General features: G+C 59.8%; 14 protein-coding genes and 1 tRNA gene. 8 read left to right on the plus strand and 7 right to left on the minus strand.

The genetic code is table 11. The features are described from left to right. Positions 1–91: 91 nt before the first annotated feature. The gene (locus J8C06_RS10175; protein ID WP_211428586.1) at positions 92–2,053 is read right to left on the minus strand and encodes a ligand-binding sensor domain-containing protein; all 1,962 of its coding nucleotides are present in this window, start codon (positions 2,051–2,053) and stop codon (positions 92–94) included. Positions 2,054–2,212: 159 nt separating this feature from the next. Here J8C06_RS10175 and J8C06_RS10180 point away from each other — a divergent pair, with 159 nt between their 5' ends. The 3 genes from J8C06_RS10180 (at position 2,213) to hisF (ending at position 4,543) form a co-directional block, all read left to right on the plus strand. Then, complete coding sequence (locus tag J8C06_RS10180) at positions 2,213–2,449, plus strand: DUF465 domain-containing protein (RefSeq protein WP_211428587.1); 237 nt, start codon at positions 2,213–2,215, stop codon at positions 2,447–2,449. A gap of 175 nt (positions 2,450–2,624) precedes the next feature. Next, on the plus strand, positions 2,625–3,854 hold the full coding sequence (locus J8C06_RS15525) for a M48 family metallopeptidase (protein WP_211428588.1): 1,230 nt from the start codon (positions 2,625–2,627) through the stop codon (positions 3,852–3,854). Then, positions 3,773–4,543, plus strand: coding sequence for an imidazole glycerol phosphate synthase subunit HisF (gene hisF / locus J8C06_RS10190; RefSeq protein WP_211428589.1), 771 nt, complete (start codon positions 3,773–3,775; stop codon positions 4,541–4,543). Before J8C06_RS15525 ends, hisF begins: the two co-directional genes overlap by 82 nt. A 93-nt stretch (positions 4,544–4,636) precedes the next feature. On the opposite strand, the gene cofG is transcribed toward hisF, so the two are convergent. Next, positions 4,637–5,725, minus strand: coding sequence for a 7,8-didemethyl-8-hydroxy-5-deazariboflavin synthase subunit CofG (cofG, locus tag J8C06_RS10195; RefSeq protein WP_211428590.1), 1,089 nt, complete (start codon positions 5,723–5,725; stop codon positions 4,637–4,639). A 108-nt stretch (positions 5,726–5,833) separates the two neighbouring features. On the opposite strand from cofG, the gene hflX reads away from it, so the two are divergent. The 5 genes from hflX to J8C06_RS10220 all read left to right on the plus strand — a co-directional run bounded on the left by hflX (position 5,834) and on the right by J8C06_RS10220 (position 13,069). Further along, entirely contained in the window at positions 5,834–7,576 is a 1,743-nt protein-coding gene (gene hflX / locus J8C06_RS10200; RefSeq protein ID WP_211428591.1) for a GTPase HflX, read from the plus strand. A 213-nt stretch (positions 7,577–7,789) separates the two neighbouring features. Then, positions 7,790–10,759, plus strand: coding sequence for an outer membrane protein assembly factor BamA (bamA, locus tag J8C06_RS10205; RefSeq protein ID WP_211428592.1), 2,970 nt, complete (start codon positions 7,790–7,792; stop codon positions 10,757–10,759). A 45-nt stretch (positions 10,760–10,804) separates the two neighbouring features. After that, positions 10,805–11,422, plus strand: coding sequence for an OmpH/Skp family outer membrane protein (locus J8C06_RS10210; protein ID WP_211428593.1), 618 nt, complete (start codon positions 10,805–10,807; stop codon positions 11,420–11,422). Positions 11,423–11,466: 44 nt separating this feature from the next. Further along, positions 11,467–11,543, plus strand: a tRNA-Arg gene (locus tag J8C06_RS10215). A gap of 119 nt (positions 11,544–11,662) precedes the next feature. After that, a complete protein-coding gene (locus J8C06_RS10220; RefSeq protein ID WP_211428594.1) occupies positions 11,663–13,069 on the plus strand; it encodes an aminopeptidase P family protein in 1,407 nt (468 codons plus the stop codon). 3 nt (positions 13,070–13,072) lie between these two features. Here the strand turns inward: J8C06_RS10220 and J8C06_RS10225 are convergent, their stop codons facing one another. The 5 genes from J8C06_RS10225 to J8C06_RS10245 all read right to left on the minus strand — a co-directional run bounded on the left by J8C06_RS10225 (position 13,073) and on the right by J8C06_RS10245 (position 17,569). Then, entirely contained in the window at positions 13,073–13,387 is a 315-nt protein-coding gene (locus tag J8C06_RS10225; RefSeq protein ID WP_211428595.1) for a DUF3592 domain-containing protein, read from the minus strand. A 4-nt stretch (positions 13,388–13,391) separates the two neighbouring features. Continuing rightward, a complete protein-coding gene (locus J8C06_RS10230) occupies positions 13,392–14,105 on the minus strand; it encodes a hypothetical protein (RefSeq protein ID WP_211428596.1) in 714 nt (237 codons plus the stop codon). Between the two features lie 109 nt (positions 14,106–14,214). After that, complete coding sequence (locus J8C06_RS10235; protein WP_211428597.1) at positions 14,215–14,940, minus strand: CDP-alcohol phosphatidyltransferase family protein; 726 nt, start codon at positions 14,938–14,940, stop codon at positions 14,215–14,217. A gap of 110 nt (positions 14,941–15,050) precedes the next feature. Beyond that, on the minus strand, positions 15,051–17,261 hold the full coding sequence (recD2, locus tag J8C06_RS10240; RefSeq protein WP_246602031.1) for an SF1B family DNA helicase RecD2: 2,211 nt from the start codon (positions 17,259–17,261) through the stop codon (positions 15,051–15,053). Next, on the minus strand, positions 17,258–17,569 hold the full coding sequence (locus J8C06_RS10245) for a Rieske (2Fe-2S) protein (RefSeq protein ID WP_211428598.1): 312 nt from the start codon (positions 17,567–17,569) through the stop codon (positions 17,258–17,260). The genes recD2 and J8C06_RS10245 overlap by 4 nt, the downstream gene beginning before the upstream one ends. Between the last annotated feature and the right edge of the window lie 86 nt (positions 17,570–17,655).

Consider the following 17,655-nt stretch of genomic DNA (forward strand, 5'->3'; position numbering starts at 1 on the left):
CGCATCGGCGTAGCTACTGACCAAGTGCGCGGCAAGCCTCGTTCTTCAGGCAGGGTGTCAATCAGGTGTGGACACAGAACCAAGCCAAGGTTCACTCGAAGCGGCGCTTCTCAATCCGAGCGATGCCACCAGCCGTACCAACAAAAACCGCGCCTGCCCGCAGAGCCACCGCGGTTACATTCGCGGACGGCAAGCCATCTCGCCAAACGCGCCACTTGTTTCGGTGGACGTCATACACGAGCAACCCGCGATCCAGCGTTCCGACGTATAGCCGCTCGCCATCAGTAGCCATGGCGTTGAGGTTGACTTCGATGCCGTGCGTCTCTGGAAAATGGACAATGTCGCCCGAAGGACGCACGGCGCACACGCCGCCGCCATAGGTTCCGACGTACAATGTGCCGTTGACATCCAAAAGTGCGTTAATCCAGTTGGCAGGCAAGGCTGAGTTGTCCGTCCGCCAGGTACGGATGACTCGTAATCCATCCAGTTCCGCCAGTCCGCCGAGCGTACCGACGTAAAGCTTTCCATCGCGCGGTTCACAGCAGTAGAGATAGTTGCTTGGCAAACCGTGAAAGGCAGTCAGGCTGCGACCGATGCCATCTTGCCAAATCGTAAGCCCTTTGGCGGTAGCGACTGCCAGCGCGATCTGGCCGGAACCGGCCTCAAGTGGACGCACCTGTGAAACAGCGTCGCCGACCAGTACGGCAGACTTCGCGTCATAGCGCCGCGTGACGTTGCCGGCCGCGTCAAAAACCACAAGACCATTTGAGGTTGCGGCCAGCATCGGCGACAAGCGCGACGTAGCGCACAGGTGATTGATTTCGCGCACGGTTTCATCCTGCACGTGGCGCAGTAAGTCACCGGTTTCAGGGTCAATGATGTCGAGTCCGCGCTCAAAGGTTCCAACCCACAATCGTTCGGAAGGGTCAAAGGCAAGCGTTGTCACGTGACCCGACGTCAACCGCCCACTGAACGTACCGGAGCGGTCAAAGCGCTGCCAGTCAAAACGTCCGTCGCTTTTGGCTCGCAAGGTATAGACGCCAGTCTGGGTCAGCGCCAACAGCCGTTCACCAATTGCCGCGAGGGTGACGTTGCGCCGTGCCATCTCAGTATTTGCCTGAATTGGGGACAGACGCGCCGCGCGCAAACCGGTTTGGCTCATGGGCCGAACCTCCACCATGCCGCCAACCACCAGTCCGGCATAGAGCTTCCCGGCATAAACAGCCAGGGAGCGTACGTTGGGTTGACGGGATACCAAGTCGAGTCGGTCATCGGCCGCGAGTCGGACGATCCCGGCATCCGTTGCTACGTAAAGGCAGTTGTCATGCCAGGCCAGCGCCGTGACGTGTGGTGAAGGGAGGCCACGCGCTGGTGGCAAGTGGGTGAGTTCACCTTCGCGCCAGATGAATAAACCGTGGGCGAGTGTGCCAATAAACAAGCGCGTGCCCACGGCATGAAGCGCTGTCACGCCGGCAATCGGGGTAGCGCGCAGCGGCTGGAAGCGCTGTGCGAACTGGCTGCCGTCAAAGTCATAAAGTCCACCGTCAAGCAGCCCAATCAACAGGAAATCGGGTGTGGCAAGGAGACAGTTCACATGAACGGCCGCCGGCTGGCGAAACTCGTGGCGGAGCAGCCGCGCCCCATCATACTCAACCAGACCGGCCGTGCGCGTCCCAATAAAGAGCCGGTCACGAAACACGGCCAGCGCCGTCAGGTCGTTGTCTGGCAAGCCATCCGCGGTCGTGAGACGACCAACCACGCCACCGTCGTCATTCAATATCAACAGTCCACCGCAGGTTGCCGCATAGAGTTGCCCACGGAAGTCAACCACGGCCTGGGCCTCGGATGTATCGAGCCAACAGGTCACACCATCCATGTCCGGAGCTGACAACGGCGTCGAGCGGACTTCAAGCCGTCCGCTCGCGGCGGCGGTCAGCCGAACCTCCCGCGCGGCTCGCCACGCGGACCACCACAACCATCCTCCGACCACGACGAGCACGGCGACGAAGCCAGCGGCAAGATAGACAACGGATTGCCGGATATTTCTTTTCATGACTGCTCACTTGCGTTTGAAAACGCCACGTAATACATTTGAAACCTCACCGCTTCACGAATCGCCGTCCCTTACTTGTCTTGTGTTTCGCCTTGGTTTCGCTGTCAGATGCGATGACTTTCATGACTTTTCGTGGTCCTAAACAAGGAGAGTGCCCCCATGAGTCTTGCCACTTTGGAATCGCTCAAACAACACCTGTTCCAAACCCATGCGGAATATCGGAGTCTCGTCCGCGAACATCAGCGTGCCGACATGCGGTTGCAGGAGATACTAGCACTGCCCCACCCGCGCCCAGATGAGATCGAAGAATCGGCGCTACTCAAACGTCGCAAGCTCTACCTGAAAGACCGAATGGAAGAAATCCTACGCCTCCAGCAAGTTGGGGCGACGGTCTAGTCTGCGGCTGGCCACACCTGCGCAAGGCCCAGACCTTTGCGAAGCGCCGCCAGTTTGGCGGCGCTTCGTCGTTTCCCGGCCCGGCGTGTGATACGCTAAGTTTGAGTCTAGCAAAGCCGACGCGCGCGAGCCTAAGTAGCCCAATCCTCAAGACACTTCCAAGGCGAGACACACGATGACGGCGAACCGACGGGAACGCATCCGCTTACCAAAGTTGCGCGCCGCCGATTTCCAGCATCCGCTCGACATTGCCGCCCTGGATGCGGTCAAACAAGCCCGTGGGCTTGATTTCATCGTCCGCAAGCTCAACGAATACGGCTGGGAGCGCTGGTTTCGCGTGACGAACATCGCGGATAACGTGCGCGTCAGCCAGCGCCAGTGCAAACGCATTCACGATCTCCTGCGTGAGGCGTGCGCCATTCTGGCCGTCCCGGAGCCAGAGCTTTACCTGGACCAGGACCCGATTGTGAACGCCTACACCTTCGGCACTGAGCAACCGTTCATCGTCCTCCAGTCGGGATTGGTGGACTTCTTGTCGGAAGAGGAATTGCTGGGCGTCATCGCCCACGAACTCGGCCACATCAAGTGCGGCCATGTGCTCTACAAAATGATGGCCAATTTCCTTTCCATCATCATCGAGCGCATTGGCGAGGCAACGTTTGGGCTTGGCGCGCTGGTCGGGTCGGGGTTGCTGCTGGCGCTCTACGAATGGGACCGCAAGGCCGAACTGTCCTGTGACCGCGCCGGACTGCTCGTGGTTCAGGACATTGATGCTTACCTCACCCTCCTGCTCAAGCTGGCCGGTGGCAGTCGCGCGACCTTTGACCAACTCAATACCGACGAATTTTTGCGCCAAGCTGACGAATACGAAGAACTCGACCGAGACCTGCTGAGCCGGGTTTACAAGTTCTTGCAGGTCTATCGTCGGACACATGCGTTTCCAGCCGTACGGGCCAAGGAAATCAAACACTGGGCCGAGGCCGGAGCTTACCAGTCGCTTCTGGACGGCAGCTATTGGATGCGTCCCGCGCGCCCGGACGAACCACCCGGCTGGTACGGGCAACCAGCACCGACCGCCCCGCGCGGCGACGGCCCGCCATCGGTTGGTCTCGTTGTTTTGCCGGTGTGCCCGGCCTGTGGGGCCGGACAAGTCGATCCCAAGGCTCGCTTCTGTTACCGGTGTGGACAGCCCATGCCGTCCGGCGTCCAAACCATCCCGCCCAGAAACTGGCCTGACTTGTCCGAACTGTGGCGCGGCCATTCTCAAAAGCGATGTGTTCTGCCCGGCCTGCGGGTTGAACACCCAACTTGGGTGAGGTTTCCGTGTTGGCCAAACGCATCATTCCCTGCCTCGACGTGGACGCCGGGCGCGTCGTCAAAGGGGTTCGTTTCCTTGATTTGGTAGATGCCGGCGACCCGGTCGAACAAGCGCGGCGGTACGATGCGGAAGGGGCGGATGAGCTGGTTTTCCTTGACATTACGGCGTCGTCTGACCGGCGCGCGATTGTGACTCGCATGGTGCGCGCCGTTGCCGATGAAGTGTTCATTCCCTTCACGGTTGGCGGTGGCATCCGCACCGTTGAAGACATGCGCGCGATTCTGCTCGCCGGCGCCGATAAGGTCTCGATCAACACCGCCGCGTTTGAGCAGCCGACGCTCATTGCGGAAGGCGCACAGCGATTCGGCAGCCAATGCATGGTCGTGGCCATTGACGCCCGGCGTATTCCGGGAACACACCCGACACGCTGGGAGGTCTTCCTGCATGGGGGGCGAACCCCGACCGGCAAGGATGCAGTTGCCTGGGCCAGCGAAGCCGAACAGCTCGGTGCCGGGGAAATTTTGCTGACGAGCATGGATCGGGACGGTACTCAGGAAGGTTACGACCTCGAGCTGACGGCCCAGGTCGCGGCAGCGGTTTCCATTCCGGTCATTGCGTCTGGCGGCGTCGGTCGGCTCGAACACCTCCACGCGGGGTTGACGACCGGCTGCGCCAGCGCGGCATTGGCCGCGTCCATCTTTCACTTCGGCCAACACACCATTCGGGAAGCCAAGGCTTACCTCCAGGCGCGCGGCGTATGCGTCCGTCCGGTTTGAGTGCTCGACTCGGCCCTTGGTGAGACATTTCCTTGAGCCTACCAAAGCGAAGACCGGGGGCGAGACTGAACGATGGCTCCAAGCAAGTCCCCGTCAACCCGGCTGTGATCTCGGCACTACGCCGCTGGCTTGCTCCTGCAAACCGTTCCCGCCATTGGTCACGGTCGCCGACTTCGCGCAGACATAGGGATACACCGTCGGACTCAGCCACTGTGGCGTTTGAAACCGCGGATAGACCGGTAAGCGAAGATGCAAGACAAATCCCCACTCGGCCAGTTCGGCGGCATAGTGTTCCGGGGAAAGCCAGGGTTCGTCTGGGTTGATGTGATCCGGTTCGGGTGAAATGCCCCCGAAGTCGCGCGCGCCGGCCAGCAACAACTGTCGCCGCGCCTCAGCACTCGGCGTGAGGTTGGGTGGGATTTGGATGACAACGTCAGGTGGTAGAGTGTCGCGCGCCATCCGCACGGTCTTGACCAGCGTTGACAGGTCGGGTCCCGGATAGGCTGCCATGGCCGTCCGCGGATGCGGTGTGAACGGTTGAATGATGACTTCCTGGATGTGGCCGTACTGCCGGTGTAGGGTGGCAACGGCAGACAGCGCCGCCTGGCGGTCGGCCCAAGTCTCGCCAATCCCGACGAGGAGTCCGGTCGTAAACGGCACACGCACGCGCCCGGCCGCGGCCAGGGTCGCCAACCGCGCCTGCGGATGTTTGCCTGGGGCGTGCCGATGCGCCGGGTGGCGCATGAGCGCCACACTAGTTGTTTCCAACATCATGCCCATCGAGGCGCAGAACGGGCGCAGACGTCGAAAATCCAGCTCCGATTGATTCCCGATGTTGATGTGCGGCAGCAGCCCGTGGTCGAGTGCCAACCGGCAGACGGCGCTCAAATAGTCGTTGTAGTCTTGAAACCCCCACTGCGTCAGTTGCTGCCGAATGGATGGAAACGCCATGACCCCTTCGCCGCTCATGATGAGGACTTCGTGACAACCGGCTTGCACACCACGGATAAAGCAGGCCGCCGCTTCCTCCAGCCCGGCCAGTGGGGTTGGGCGAGCAAAGGCGCAGTAACCACAGGCGAATACACAGCTATAAGTCGGAATGAACGTGATGCTGCGTGAGTAGGTGACACCCACCGACTCGCCCAGGTCAGGATGCCCACCGAGCTGGATGTTCGCGGTCAAATCCTTACTTGGAAAACCTCTGCTTTGCATCTTTCCGAGTCGTGCGTATGCTGAAGGCAAACGATCATCCTTGCCGCCGCGCCCCGGCCTGGCGGCTGAATGCGAGGTATGCCTATCTCGAAGGTCGAAGGTAACACACAGGGACTCAAGTCTAGCCAAGTCAAACGGCTGGAGCGCCTGCTCACCCGCCGCGTTCCGGCCCGCGACATCATCACGCCTGAACTCGCCCGCCAAATGACCGAACTCTCGGCTGAGATTCGGCGGCAAGTCGGCGTGCTGCTGAGCCGGCAGGGACAAGTCGAGTATGTCATGGTTGGCGACGCGGGCGGGATCGTGATTCCCGACATCAAGCGCGTGCGCACCGGACAGGGGCGCTTTCGTGGGCTGCGTTGCTTGCATACCCAGTTTTCCGGTGAAGGACTGACCCGCGATGACCTCAACGACTTGGCGCTTCTGCGCCTTGACCTCATGGGCGTCATCCTCGTGGACGGCGACGGATTACCGAGCTGGATTCAGGCCGCCCACCTGCTTCCGGCTACGAATGTAACCGCCGATCAGGGAAGCGAACCTTGGGCGTATCTTGACAAGGTTCACCCCAGCCGCTTGAAGGTGGACTTCCTTGACCTTATCGAAAACCTCGAAGCTGAATTTGCTCAAACCCGCAAGCTGCGTGACGCGCGTGACCAGCGCGACCGAGCCATGCTCGTCGTTGTCACGACCGAGGCGCTGGCGGACGCCGAAGCCGCCATGGATGAACTGGTCGAGCTGGCCGAATCCTGCGACTTGGTTGTCGTGGACAAGCTCATTCAACGCCGCCGCGAACTTGACCCCAAAACCTTGGTTGGCAAGGGAAAGCTCCAGGAAGTGATCATCCGCAGCCTGCAACATGCCGCCGATGTGCTGCTTTTTGATCGGGACTTGTCACCGGCTCAGGTACGCACCATCGAGGCCGCAACCGACCTCAAGATTCTCGACCGAACCCAGCTCATCCTCGACATTTTTGCTCAACGCGCCCGAAGCCGCGAAGGCAAGGTGCAGGTCGAACTGGCACAGCTCAAGTACCTCTTGCCGCGCCTGGCCGGACACGGTGCCGACATGTCCCGCCTGGCCGGCGGCATTGGGGCGCGCGGACCCGGTGAAACCAAGCTCGAAGTGGATCGGCGGCGCGCGCGCGACCGCATTGCCGACCTAGAAAAACTTATCGCCGGCCTGCGCAGCCAGCGCCAGACGCGCCGGGCACAGCGTGACCGCCAGCAACTACCCGTGGTTTCGATTGTGGGTTACACCAACGCGGGTAAATCCACCCTACTCAATGCGCTGACAGCCAGCGAGGTCGTGGCAGAGCGTCGGATGTTTGCCACGCTTGATCCAACCAGTCGGCGACTTCGCCTGCCGCGCGACCGGGACATCATCATCAACGATACCGTGGGATTCATCCGCGACCTCCCCCCAACCCTGATGGCGGCCTTCAAGGCGACGCTGGAAGAAATTGAAACATCGAGCCTGCTGCTCCATCTGGTGGATATTGCCGCACCCGATTACGAGCGACGCATTGCCGCCGTCGAAGACATCCTGGCGCAACTTGGGTTATCCCATTTGCCGCGGCAACTTGTCTTCAACAAAGTGGATTTGCTTCCGGCCGAGCGAGCGGCTGTGCTGTGCGCGCGGCACCGCGCCATTCCGCTCGTAGCCCGTGACCGAACAACCTTCCTGCCGCTTCTTCAGTCTATGGACGCAGCCCTTTGTGCCCGGGACGAGGGGTATCCGGCCACCAGTGGAGAGCCACCACGCCCGACGCCGTGGGCAGTTCCCCGGTCCGTCCCAGAGTCGCGCTTCACAATTGAAGGTTGATCAGCCTGAACGCTCGAATAAAGTTTTGAACCAAGGTATGGTGTCAGACGTTACCGAAGAAATCGACGTCAGAAAGATTGAAACGACTTTCCTTGATTGCGAACACGGTTTGGTTATGATGCGCGACTTGTTTGTCCACTCATACACCCGTTTACACACCCGCGTGCCGATGTGATCGCTTTTACCGTGTTACGTTCCCTGCTTTGCTTTTCCATGCCTGCCATGTTTCATTTATACCGCCAATGGGTTAGGTTGTTGCTCACGGCACTACTTCTATGTTGTTTTGGGCCAACGCACCTGACCTGTGCCCAGGGGATCAATGCAGCCGACCCGCAAGACCCCGTCCAGCAACAACTCATCGAAGATGTTCAATTCCGAGGCAACCGCCGTATCCCGACCGATACCCTACGTCTCTATGTGACCATGAAGCCTGGCGACCTCTACAGCGCCGAGCAGGCGCAGCGCGATTACCAGGCCGTGCTGGCGCAGGGGTTCTTTGACCCGCTTCGGAGCAATGTCACGCTTGAGCCAGGCAATACGGGCGGCGTCTTCGTGGTGTTCAACCTGACCGAGTATCCTGTCATCCGGGATATTCAGTACGAAGGGCTGAAGTCCATCCAGCTCAGCGATGTGCTGACGCGCTACAAAGAAAAGCGTATTTCGCTGACCAAGGATTCGCCCTATGACCCAGTGCAAGTCAAGCGGGCGGAAAGCGAACTCAAAAGCATGCTCAGTGAGCGCGGTCGCCCGAACGCGGTTGTCACGGCTGAGATCGAGGACGTTTCCAAGACTTCCATTATCGTCATCTTCAACGTGGATGAAGGTGGTCGCGTTCGGGTCGCCAAGATTGACTTCGAGGGCAATCAAGTTTTTTCAAGTCGCTTGCTTCGCAAGCAGATGAAATACACGAAGCAGTCCAGCTTTCTAACGCGCTTCACCTCAAAGGATATCTATTCACCGGAAAAGTTCGAGACCGACATGCAGTTGGTTTCGCAGTTCCTGCGTGAAAAGGGTTATCTCCGTCCAACGATTGGCACGCCACGCATCGAGAACATCGGTAAGGTCGGCGGGGGCATCCCCCTCATCAGCAAGAAATCCGATGGCTTGCGAATCGTCGTCCCGATTGACGAAGGCATCCGCTACCGGTTTGGTGACATTACCTCGGAAGGCTCGACGATCTTTACCCCAGAGCAGGTCATCCTGATTTCCGGGATGCGCAAAGGTGACATTGCCAGCGCCAAAACCATCCGCGAAGGCGTCTATGAACGGCTCAAGAAGGCCTATGGCAGCCGTGGCTATATTCAGGCGGATGTCAACGTCCAACCAACCTTCAAACCACCGGCCGCAGGCGAGTCGGAAGGCGTGGCCGACTTTACCATCTACGTTGAAGAAGGTTCGGTGTACACGGTCGAGCAAATTGAGTTTGCCGGCAACAACACAACCCGCGACAAAGTCCTGCGGCGAGAGTTGCTGGTCAGCGAAGGCGAGCCTTACAACCAGGAGCTGATGGAATACTCAATTTTGTTGCTCAACCAGCTTGGCTACTTTGACGAAATCAAAAAGGAAGACATCCAGACGACGACAGATGAACGCCGCAAAACGGTCAATGTCGTCATCAAGGTCAAGGAACGGGGGCGACAGCAGATTCAGTTTTCCGGTGGTGTCTCTGGTATTGGGGGATCGTTTATCGGGCTGACCTACACCACGAATAACCTGTTTGGGTATGGGCAAAGTGTTTCCGTGGACGTTCAGGCGGGAAACCTCTTTCGTAACATTGCCCTTTCGTACAGTGATCCGTATTTCCTTGACCGCCGGATCGGGTTCGGCCTCTCGGTCTTTAGCCAGCGTTTCCGCTACGCCAGTGGGATTAGCGGGGCAGCGATTGCCGGCGGATTCTTCAATAGTTTCACCGGACTTGACGAGCGCAATCTATTCACGCAAGACACGACTGGGGCCTCAGTTTCGTTTTCCGCTCCACTTGCCGTGCTGACCAGCCGCTTTCCCAAATTTGGCCGGGTGTCGCGGGTTGGGATCAGCTACAGCTATAGTACGTCGCGGATCACCGATCCACCCGTCAACCGGGATGACAACCCCGACAACGACATCATCGTCACCTTCGCTCAACCCGGCATCACGATTAGCTCCCTGACACCGTCGTTTGTCTATAACACAATCAATAACCCAATCAATCCCACAACCGGGCGCAATCTGACGTTTAGCTTCACTTGGTCAGGCTTGGGTGGGCGCGTGAAAACACTTGCGCCGTTGCTTGAATATCGTGAGTTTCGTCCATTTCGCTTTCTTGGCCAAGGTATCGAGAAACCAGCGGTTCTGGGCATGCGGTTTCGGGCAGCGCATGTGAGCACCTATGGGACGCCCTTTGACAGTAACTCGTTGGCCTTCATCGGGGGTGTGCCACAATTCAACCGGTTTTACACCGGCGGCGAATTTGAGATTCGGGGCTATGGGATTCGCACGATTTCGCCAGTTGCCCCAATCGAGGACCGACGCACCACGACCAATGTGCGCGTCATTGACGGTCTCACCGGACAGGTCTTGCAGCCCGGCCTACAGGTCAGCCCATCGGTGATTCAGGAATATACCTACACGGATAAGCTTTTTCCGCTCCCGATTGGGTCGTTTCAATTCATTCCGGTCGGCGGCGACTCCCAGTTGCTGTTGAATGTGGAATACCGAGTGCCGATCGTTGGGCCGCTCTCGCTGGCACTGTTTGCTGACGCCGGGTCAGTCTTCAACGTGCGCTCACTGAGTGACCAAAGCATTCGCGCCCGCGCGCTGCCAGCAACGCTTGGCTCGACACCGGACTCCCCAGTTCCCGGTCCGATTATCCTGCGCCCAGATGGAACCCGCCTCGACGGCACGCGCCCCAATGATCCCAATCCCGGCGGGCCATTGCCAGACGGCTTCCGCGTTGCGTTTGTGCAGGCGCAGCAGTCCACCCGAACACAAGTCAACCTCAGCCAAACACTCGGCGGGATTGGGCGCAATTTCCGGGCGTCGGTCGGCGCGGAGATTCAGGTCAACCTGCCGGTTCTGCAAGTGCCGTTCCGGCTTATCTTTGCCTACAACCCTGGCGCGAAAACGAACGTCTTTGATCCCCGCCAGCTTGGTATCATCGAGGAGCGGGGTGTGATTCGTTTTACCGTGGGACGAACGTTCTGAGACTGACCATGGTTTAGCCTGCTTTTTTGTGAGGGATAAATCCTTATGTCTTTACTTACGTGCCTTGCTTTCAGCTTGGTGAGCGCTTTCAGCCTGGTGAGCCTTGGCGGGAGCCCGTTGCCTTCCCAGCCAGCCACGGTCACGGAACCGCCGGCGCAACAACCAACGCCGGCCGGTCCGCGCATTGCCGTCGTCAACACGCAGGCCTTTGGCGAGCTTATCAATGAATATCGCCAGCAAGTGACGACGCTTCAAAACGAGTTTCGCCCGACGATTGATACGCTCCAGCGGCTCAGCGCGGAAATCAAAGCTGAAGAAGATGCGCTCCAGCGACTGGCAGACCAGCTCACCCCGGATGTGCGCATCAAGCGCACGGAAGAACTCGAACGCAAGAAAAAGGACTTCCAACGTCGCCAGGAAGACCTCAATGAAGCGGCTGAAAAGCGGGCGACCATCCTGCTCAACCCCGTGCGTGAAAAACTTTCCAAGGCGCTTGAAGCCTATGCCAAGGAGCGGGGCATCCAAATCCTCATTGACATTGCCACGGCGGCTGAAGCTGGTGGCTTAGTCTATCTAGCGCCCGGCATGGATATTACTGAGGATTTTGCCGCGCGCTACAATCAGGCAAACCCGCTGGCAAAGCCAGCCGGTGCGGCGCGATAATCGCAAAAGAGAGTTTCTCATCGAGCGATTGTTTCACGATTTGTGCGCTCATAGCTCAGTTGGATAGAGCAACTGCCTTCTAAGCAGTAGGTCGTAGGTTCGAGTCCTACTGGGCGCACCATACCCGTCACCCCGCGACAACCCTCAAGCCCGACTTGGGGAATAGCCAGCCTCGCCAAGGCAGTTCCAATCAACTGCCGACAGACAGTTTCCCTATTCCTTTTCGCCCAAAGGCTCGTCATGCCACGCGCTCTCGCTGTTGTCTTTCTAAGTATCTGGCTACTCTGCGGCTGGCCGGTACAGCACGCCACCGAACTGGCATCCAGGGCGACCCGCCCGACGCCAATGCTCGCCGAGCAACCGCTAGCCGATTTCAAGGCGCGACGCACTCAGCTTCAAAAACAACTGGCGGATGGCATGGTACTCGTTCCAGGCCGCATTGAAGAATCACAGGGCGTGAGCGAAAAGTTTTTCCAGGATGAGAACTTTTTCTACCTCACGGGGATTGAAGCCCAGGGCGCGACGCTGCTTCTCACGCCGACCCCGTACCAGGGCGCGCGTGAGATTCTGTTTCTCCCGCGCCGCAATCCACAAGCCGAACGCTGGACGGGCCCACAGCCTGGTCCAGACCGGGAAGCCGAGACCTTGTTCGGTGTTGAAAAAGCGCTCCCGGCCGATACCTTGGCGCAAGTCCTACGCGAGCTTGGTTCGTCCGACTTTTTCAAGGATGGCGGTACAATTCACCTGGTCGCCAACCCGGATGAACTGCGGGAACGGCCAGTTCGGCAGCTTGTCGAACTGTTAGGGCGCAACGTGCCTGCGCTCCGCATCAACGACGCCCGTTCAGCCGTGAGTTTGATGCGAATGTGCAAAACGCCGGCCGAGCTGGCCTTGCTCAAAAAGGCGATCCGCATCACGGATGAAGCATTTCGGGACATCCCCAAGCACTTGACGGTCGGGTGCTACGAGTATGAGATCGAGGCCGTGGTCCTGGCCGCTTTTTATCGCAACGGCGCGGAGCGTCCAGGCTACCCCTGCATCATCGGCGCGGGACAAAACGCGACCATCTTGCACTACAACCGGAACCGGGACCAAATCAAGGATGGCGACTTGGTGGTGGTGGACGTGGGCGCTCAGTACCGTGGCTATACGGCCGACATTACCCGCACCTTCCCGGCCAGCGGGAAGTTTACGGCTCGGCAGCGGGCGCTCTACGAGGTCGTCCTGGCGGCTCAGGAAGCGGCGGTCAAAGCCTTTACACCCGGCAAAAGCCGCATGAGTGACCTCAACTTGGCAGCGCGCGAGCGGATGCGGTCGAGTCCGCTACGCGCCGGCAACGGGCTGACACTCGACAACTTTTTCATTCATGGGCTAGGCCACTTCATCGGACTCAACGTCCACGACGTGGGCGACTATGCGCGACCACTGCCCCCAGGTAGCGTCATCACCATCGAGCCGGGCATCTATATTCCGTCTGAGCGCATTGGGATTCGCATTGAAGACGACTACTTGGTGACAGAGACGGGACTGGTCAAGCTCTCCGGCGCGCTTCCGTCATCGCCGGAAGCCATCGAGCAAGCCATGCAGGAAGCGCGGCGGTCGCCAGCGCGCACCAGCACAACCAGGACCAGCGAAACCAGGGATTGAGTCTTACCCAAGGATGGAGTTTGACGGCCGCCGCCGGTCATACCGCACACTGATGCGCTGCCCGGGCCAGTACTGGTTTCCAGTCGCGTCAATGACATCGAGCGATTCATACTCGACGTTGGCCACTTCGTAGCGATACCGCACCAGCAGGCCCTGATTCGCGCCAGTTGGGCGCACGTCAAGCACTTCGCCTTCAATAATGCGGCCGGCTTGGCGCAACCAGCGCCGTCGCGCCGCGTCAGGGTCTTCCCTGCCTAGCAGGCGCTGCCACCAGGCACGCCATCCGCCGAGCGCTGGTTGGGGACGAACTTCTGCCATGGCATCACCGACTCACCGCAGAGGATGACCGGCCCGGTGTTTGTCCTGCGGAAACAAACACCCCATCCCGAAGCACCAAATCATCGGCGGTGCCGAACTCACCATCTTCACCGGCGGAAATGATGCTGTACTGGGTCAGGAGCGGTGCGGTCAGCGGGTTCGTCGCCGCCAACTCACCAGTTGGACGGTAGCGCAGGGACTTACCCCATTGGTCGGTTATCAACCCGTTGGCAAGTCCCGTCGCGCGCAGTTCATCAAGCTGGGGTGACGGCAGCGCGCGGTATTGTTTCTGGTAAGCCTGGATGGCGAGCGCCAGTTCGAGCATCCGTGCCCGGCTCGCAGCCCGCGCGCTTTCTTGCTGACCGATATACCATTCGCGCGCATGGTAGCTGCCAAACAGCAGTAGTCCTGGCAGGACGAGGCTTGAAAGCACAACGCCAGCCCGCGCGAAAGGGAGTCCGCCAAAACGCGACGGTTCACGGCGCGCCCGCTTATACGCCGTAACACTTGCGTAAGCGCCCAGGAGCGCGGGCGCGAGCAACCAGGGTGTCAGGAAGCTGCCCAGACCAGCAATGGCGCACGCCAACCCGGTCAGGGCGCGGCCGAGCCGCGGCAGCTCAACAATCTCGTCAGTTTGTGGGGCAGCAACCGACCGCGCACCACAGATGCAACCCCGTTGTAGGTCTTGATGTTTCCGACCGCAGCAAGGACATACCATCGTTGCTGAACCCTCCTCAGTCCGGCGTACTCCAGCGGCTTCGTTTCATCATCGTAGTCTTTTTCTTTTTCCGTTCTTTTCCCGCGCCGCAGATTTGGCACGCGCCGGCTCAGTACCAGGAAGCCGCTTGATCCTTGGGTAAAGCCGGCTCCCAACCGTCACCAGCGGGCGACGGCTGGGTTCCCACCGGGGCAGGTGCATCCACGCCAGCGTTGTCCAACCGCTGGGCTTCGAGATAGGTATGGTACATCCGATGCACGACGGTCCAGTGTGAGAGAACGGCCAAAACCCAAAGCACCGCCCGCATCTTATGCAAAAAGGGATTGTCTTCGGGGCCAATCTCGGTAAGTGAACCAATGATAATCAAGACGACCCGTTCCGGTCGCTCCAGAAAGCCAACTTTACACTGTTGAATGAGGTTCTCCGCCCGCGCCCGCGTGTAGCTCACCAGCACGGAGCCAAGCAAGGCAATGCCCGTGAGTGTGACGTAAAGCGTGCTGTGGTGGGGCGTATTGCGGGCATAAAAAACCATGATGCCAATCAGCACGATGACATCCGAATAGCGGTCGAGCACTGAGTCAAAAAAACCGCCAAACCGCGTGACTCGGCCTGTCAGCCGGGCCACCCTCCCGTCGAGCATGTCGAAGAGATTGGCGAAAATCATCACCAGGCCCGCAATGAAAAAGTGCCCCCAACCGTAGAGCACTGCGCACCCGATGTTGATGAGCAACCCAATGAAGGTCAGCGTGTTGGGGTTGGGAAAGATTCGAGCGAGACCTCGAACCAGCGCGTCCAGAACTTTTTGGCCAGCACTGCCAATGCGCTCACTTAGCATGAAGCTGCTGGAAACCTTTCTCGCCAGGGCAAGCCACAAGCCCGTAAACGATTGAAAATCGCAGCCTAGACTATGTTGGCCCACCTTCGGCTGTCAAGAAACAGTCTGTGTCACATCACGCCCTCACGCAGCGCCGATGTCAGCCAAGTGTGGCGCTGTGCGGCCTCGATCCGCCGCAGCGCCAACCCAATGGCGCGGGTCGTCCCCAGCAGCACCGCCGTTCGTTTGGCGCGAGTCAGCGCCGTATAAACCAGGTTGCGGCTCAGCACCGGAAAGGCCTGCGGATGCAGCACGATCACCACGGCCGGATATTCCGACCCCTGGCTTTTGTGGACGGAAAGCGCAAACCCGTGCGCCAACTCATTGGCATCCGCCCAGTCGTAGGTCACCCATCGGCCGTCGTAGTCCACGGTCAGCGTTTGATCTTCAAGCTGGAGGCCGACCAGGCGGCCGATGTCGCCGTTGAAGACTTCGCGCGGGTAGTTGTTGACGCGCTGCACGACCTTGTCGCCGACGCGGAAGATTCGCCCCAAGCGTTCGACTTCCGGCTCCCCAGGCCGCGGTGGATTGAGCACGGCCTGCAACCGGCGGTTCAGCTCGACTGCCCCAATCTCGCCCCGGTTCATCGGCGTCAGGACTTGAATATCCCGAATTGGGTCATACCCAAACCGCTTCGGGAGGCTGCGCGCCACGATGTTTTCAAGTCGCTGGTGAATGTCTTCGGGGGTTTCGGCATCCACGAAATAGCAATCCGTCGTGGTTTTTCCATCTGGCCGGATGAGATTTGGAAAGCGTCCGGCGCGAATCCGGTGGGCATTTTGAATGATGGCGCTGCCTTCAGCTTGCCGAAACACCTGCGTCAGATGACAGACCGGAATGACGCCAGACGCAATCACGTCACCCAAAACGCGCCCCGGTCCGACCGACGGAAGCTGGTCCACATCGCCGACCAGCAAAAGTCGCCCCTGGGCCGGCAGCGCCCGGAGCAGTGCTGCCGCCAGGGGTGCATCGAGCATCGAGGCTTCATCCACAATGACGGCATCGGTATCCAGTGGGTAATCGCTGTCGTGCGTGAAGCGTCCACGAGATGGGTCGTAGGCCAGCAACCGATGGAGCGTGCGCGCCTCCACGCCGGCCACCTCGGATAGACGCTGGGCCGCGCGCCCGGTCGGCGTGGCTAGCTCGACCCGCAGGCCAAGCGCCTGAAACAGCTTTACGATGGCGCGCAATGTCGTGGTTTTGCCGCACCCCGGCCCGCCGGTTATCACCAGGACGCGCTGCGTCGCGGCCGCGCAGACGGCCTGGCATTGCTCCGGCGACAAGGCAAGCTGCTCGCGTGTCATGTAGGACTCAAGCCACCGAACGGCCATCGCCTCCAAATCGGTAGGCGGTCGGCTGATCAGCCCGCGTAGCAACCGCGCCAAGTGCTGCTCGGCGTAAAAAAGATATGGCAAGTGGTAGTGCGTTTCGGGTGGTGCATCGGGCGCGGCAACCGCGCGGGCAACAAGCTCGCCTTCCGTTGCCAGAACGGCTGCCGTGGCCCGGAGCCGATGCTCATCGTCCAGCCCCAGCAGGGCCTGCAACTGGGCAAGCAGCTTGGTTTCAGGAAGAAAGCAATGCCCTTGGTCGGCAGCTTCCTGGAGCACGTAGGCACAGGCCGCGCGCAGTCGGGTCTCGGCATCGGGGGCGATGCCCAAGTTAGCAGCAATTCCATCAGCCGTTTTGAAGCCAATCCCGTAGATGTCTCGCGCCAGTTGGTAGGGGTTTTCGATGACCGTCTGGATCGCGCGCGCGCCGTATTGCTTGTAAATCTTGGCAGCATAATGTGTCGAAACGCCATGGGACTGCAAAAACAGCATGACCTCCTTGACCGCCCGCTGCGCTTCCCAGGCCTGCGCAATCATGTTCACGCGCTTCTCGCCAATGCCCGGCACTTCGCTCAACCGCTGGATGTCGGTTTCGATAATGTCCAGCGTGGCTTCTTTGAAGTGCGCGACGATGCGCCGGGCCGTCACCGGACCGACGCCCTTGATGAGTCCAGAGCCAAGGTACTTCTCGATACCGGCAAGGGTCGCTGGCTGGCAGATCTCATGGCTGGTCGCCTTGAACTGCGCGCCATGCGTAGGATGCGTTATCCAAAAGCCGGTGAGCCGCAGCGTTACCCCTGGCGACAGTGCTGGAAAGTAGCCGACGACCGTCAGGGTCTCGCGCTCGCCGGCTACCCGAAGGCGGAGAACAGTGTAGCCGCTCTCCGGGTTGGCATACGCGATCCGCTCGACGGCGCCCACCAACCCTGACGCCCTGGCCGAACCGGTCATCATGGCAACTCAACCCATATCTCACCGTTTTCAACCGAGGCCGGAAAGACCGTCAGGGACTTAGGTGCGAGTGGATTGCTGGTGCACTCGCCGGTGGCGACATCAAACGACCAGTGGTGCCACGGACAGGTAACCTCCGTCCCCATCAGGACGCCTTCGTTCAACGCCGCTCCCATGTGAGGACAGCCTTGCTCGCTGGCGTAGATGACACCATTGCAGTTGTAAATGACGAGCTTCCGCTGCTCGGTCACGACCAAATGCATGCCTCCCGGACGAATATCCGTTGCCGACGCAACTCTCATGCGTGCCATGGCTCACCTGCTCCCCAAAATAAAAACGCCCCGGTGGCCCGAGACGCTTGGTCAATACTGACAGTAACCTAGCCTGTGAACGCTAT

The sequence above is a fragment of the Chloracidobacterium validum genome (genome assembly GCF_018304825.1).
GTDB classification, from domain to species: Bacteria; Acidobacteriota; Blastocatellia; order Chloracidobacteriales; family Chloracidobacteriaceae; genus Chloracidobacterium; species Chloracidobacterium validum.

Bases quoted from the DNA above. Each gene is read 5' to 3' on its own strand.
- J8C06_RS10175 (WP_211428586.1), bottom strand. From the start codon at position 2,053: ATGAAAAGAAATATCCGGCAATCCGTTGTCTATCTTGCCGCTGGCTTC.
- J8C06_RS10180 (WP_211428587.1), top strand. From the start codon at position 2,213: ATGAGTCTTGCCACTTTGGAATCGCTCAAACAACACCTGTTCCAAACC.
- J8C06_RS15525 (WP_211428588.1), top strand. From the start codon at position 2,625: ATGACGGCGAACCGACGGGAACGCATCCGCTTACCAAAGTTGCGCGCC.
- hflX (WP_211428591.1), top strand. From the start codon at position 5,834: ATGCCTATCTCGAAGGTCGAAGGTAACACACAGGGACTCAAGTCTAGC.
- bamA (WP_211428592.1), top strand. From the start codon at position 7,790: ATGCCTGCCATGTTTCATTTATACCGCCAATGGGTTAGGTTGTTGCTC.
- J8C06_RS10210 (WP_211428593.1), top strand. From the start codon at position 10,805: ATGTCTTTACTTACGTGCCTTGCTTTCAGCTTGGTGAGCGCTTTCAGC.
- J8C06_RS10220 (WP_211428594.1), top strand. From the start codon at position 11,663: ATGCCACGCGCTCTCGCTGTTGTCTTTCTAAGTATCTGGCTACTCTGC.
- J8C06_RS10225 (WP_211428595.1), bottom strand. From the start codon at position 13,387: ATGGCAGAAGTTCGTCCCCAACCAGCGCTCGGCGGATGGCGTGCCTGG.
- J8C06_RS10230 (WP_211428596.1), bottom strand. From the start codon at position 14,105: ATGGTATGTCCTTGCTGCGGTCGGAAACATCAAGACCTACAACGGGGT.
- J8C06_RS10235 (WP_211428597.1), bottom strand. From the start codon at position 14,940: ATGCTAAGTGAGCGCATTGGCAGTGCTGGCCAAAAAGTTCTGGACGCG.
- recD2 (WP_246602031.1), bottom strand. From the start codon at position 17,261: ATGATGACCGGTTCGGCCAGGGCGTCAGGGTTGGTGGGCGCCGTCGAG.
- J8C06_RS10245 (WP_211428598.1), bottom strand. From the start codon at position 17,569: ATGGCACGCATGAGAGTTGCGTCGGCAACGGATATTCGTCCGGGAGGC.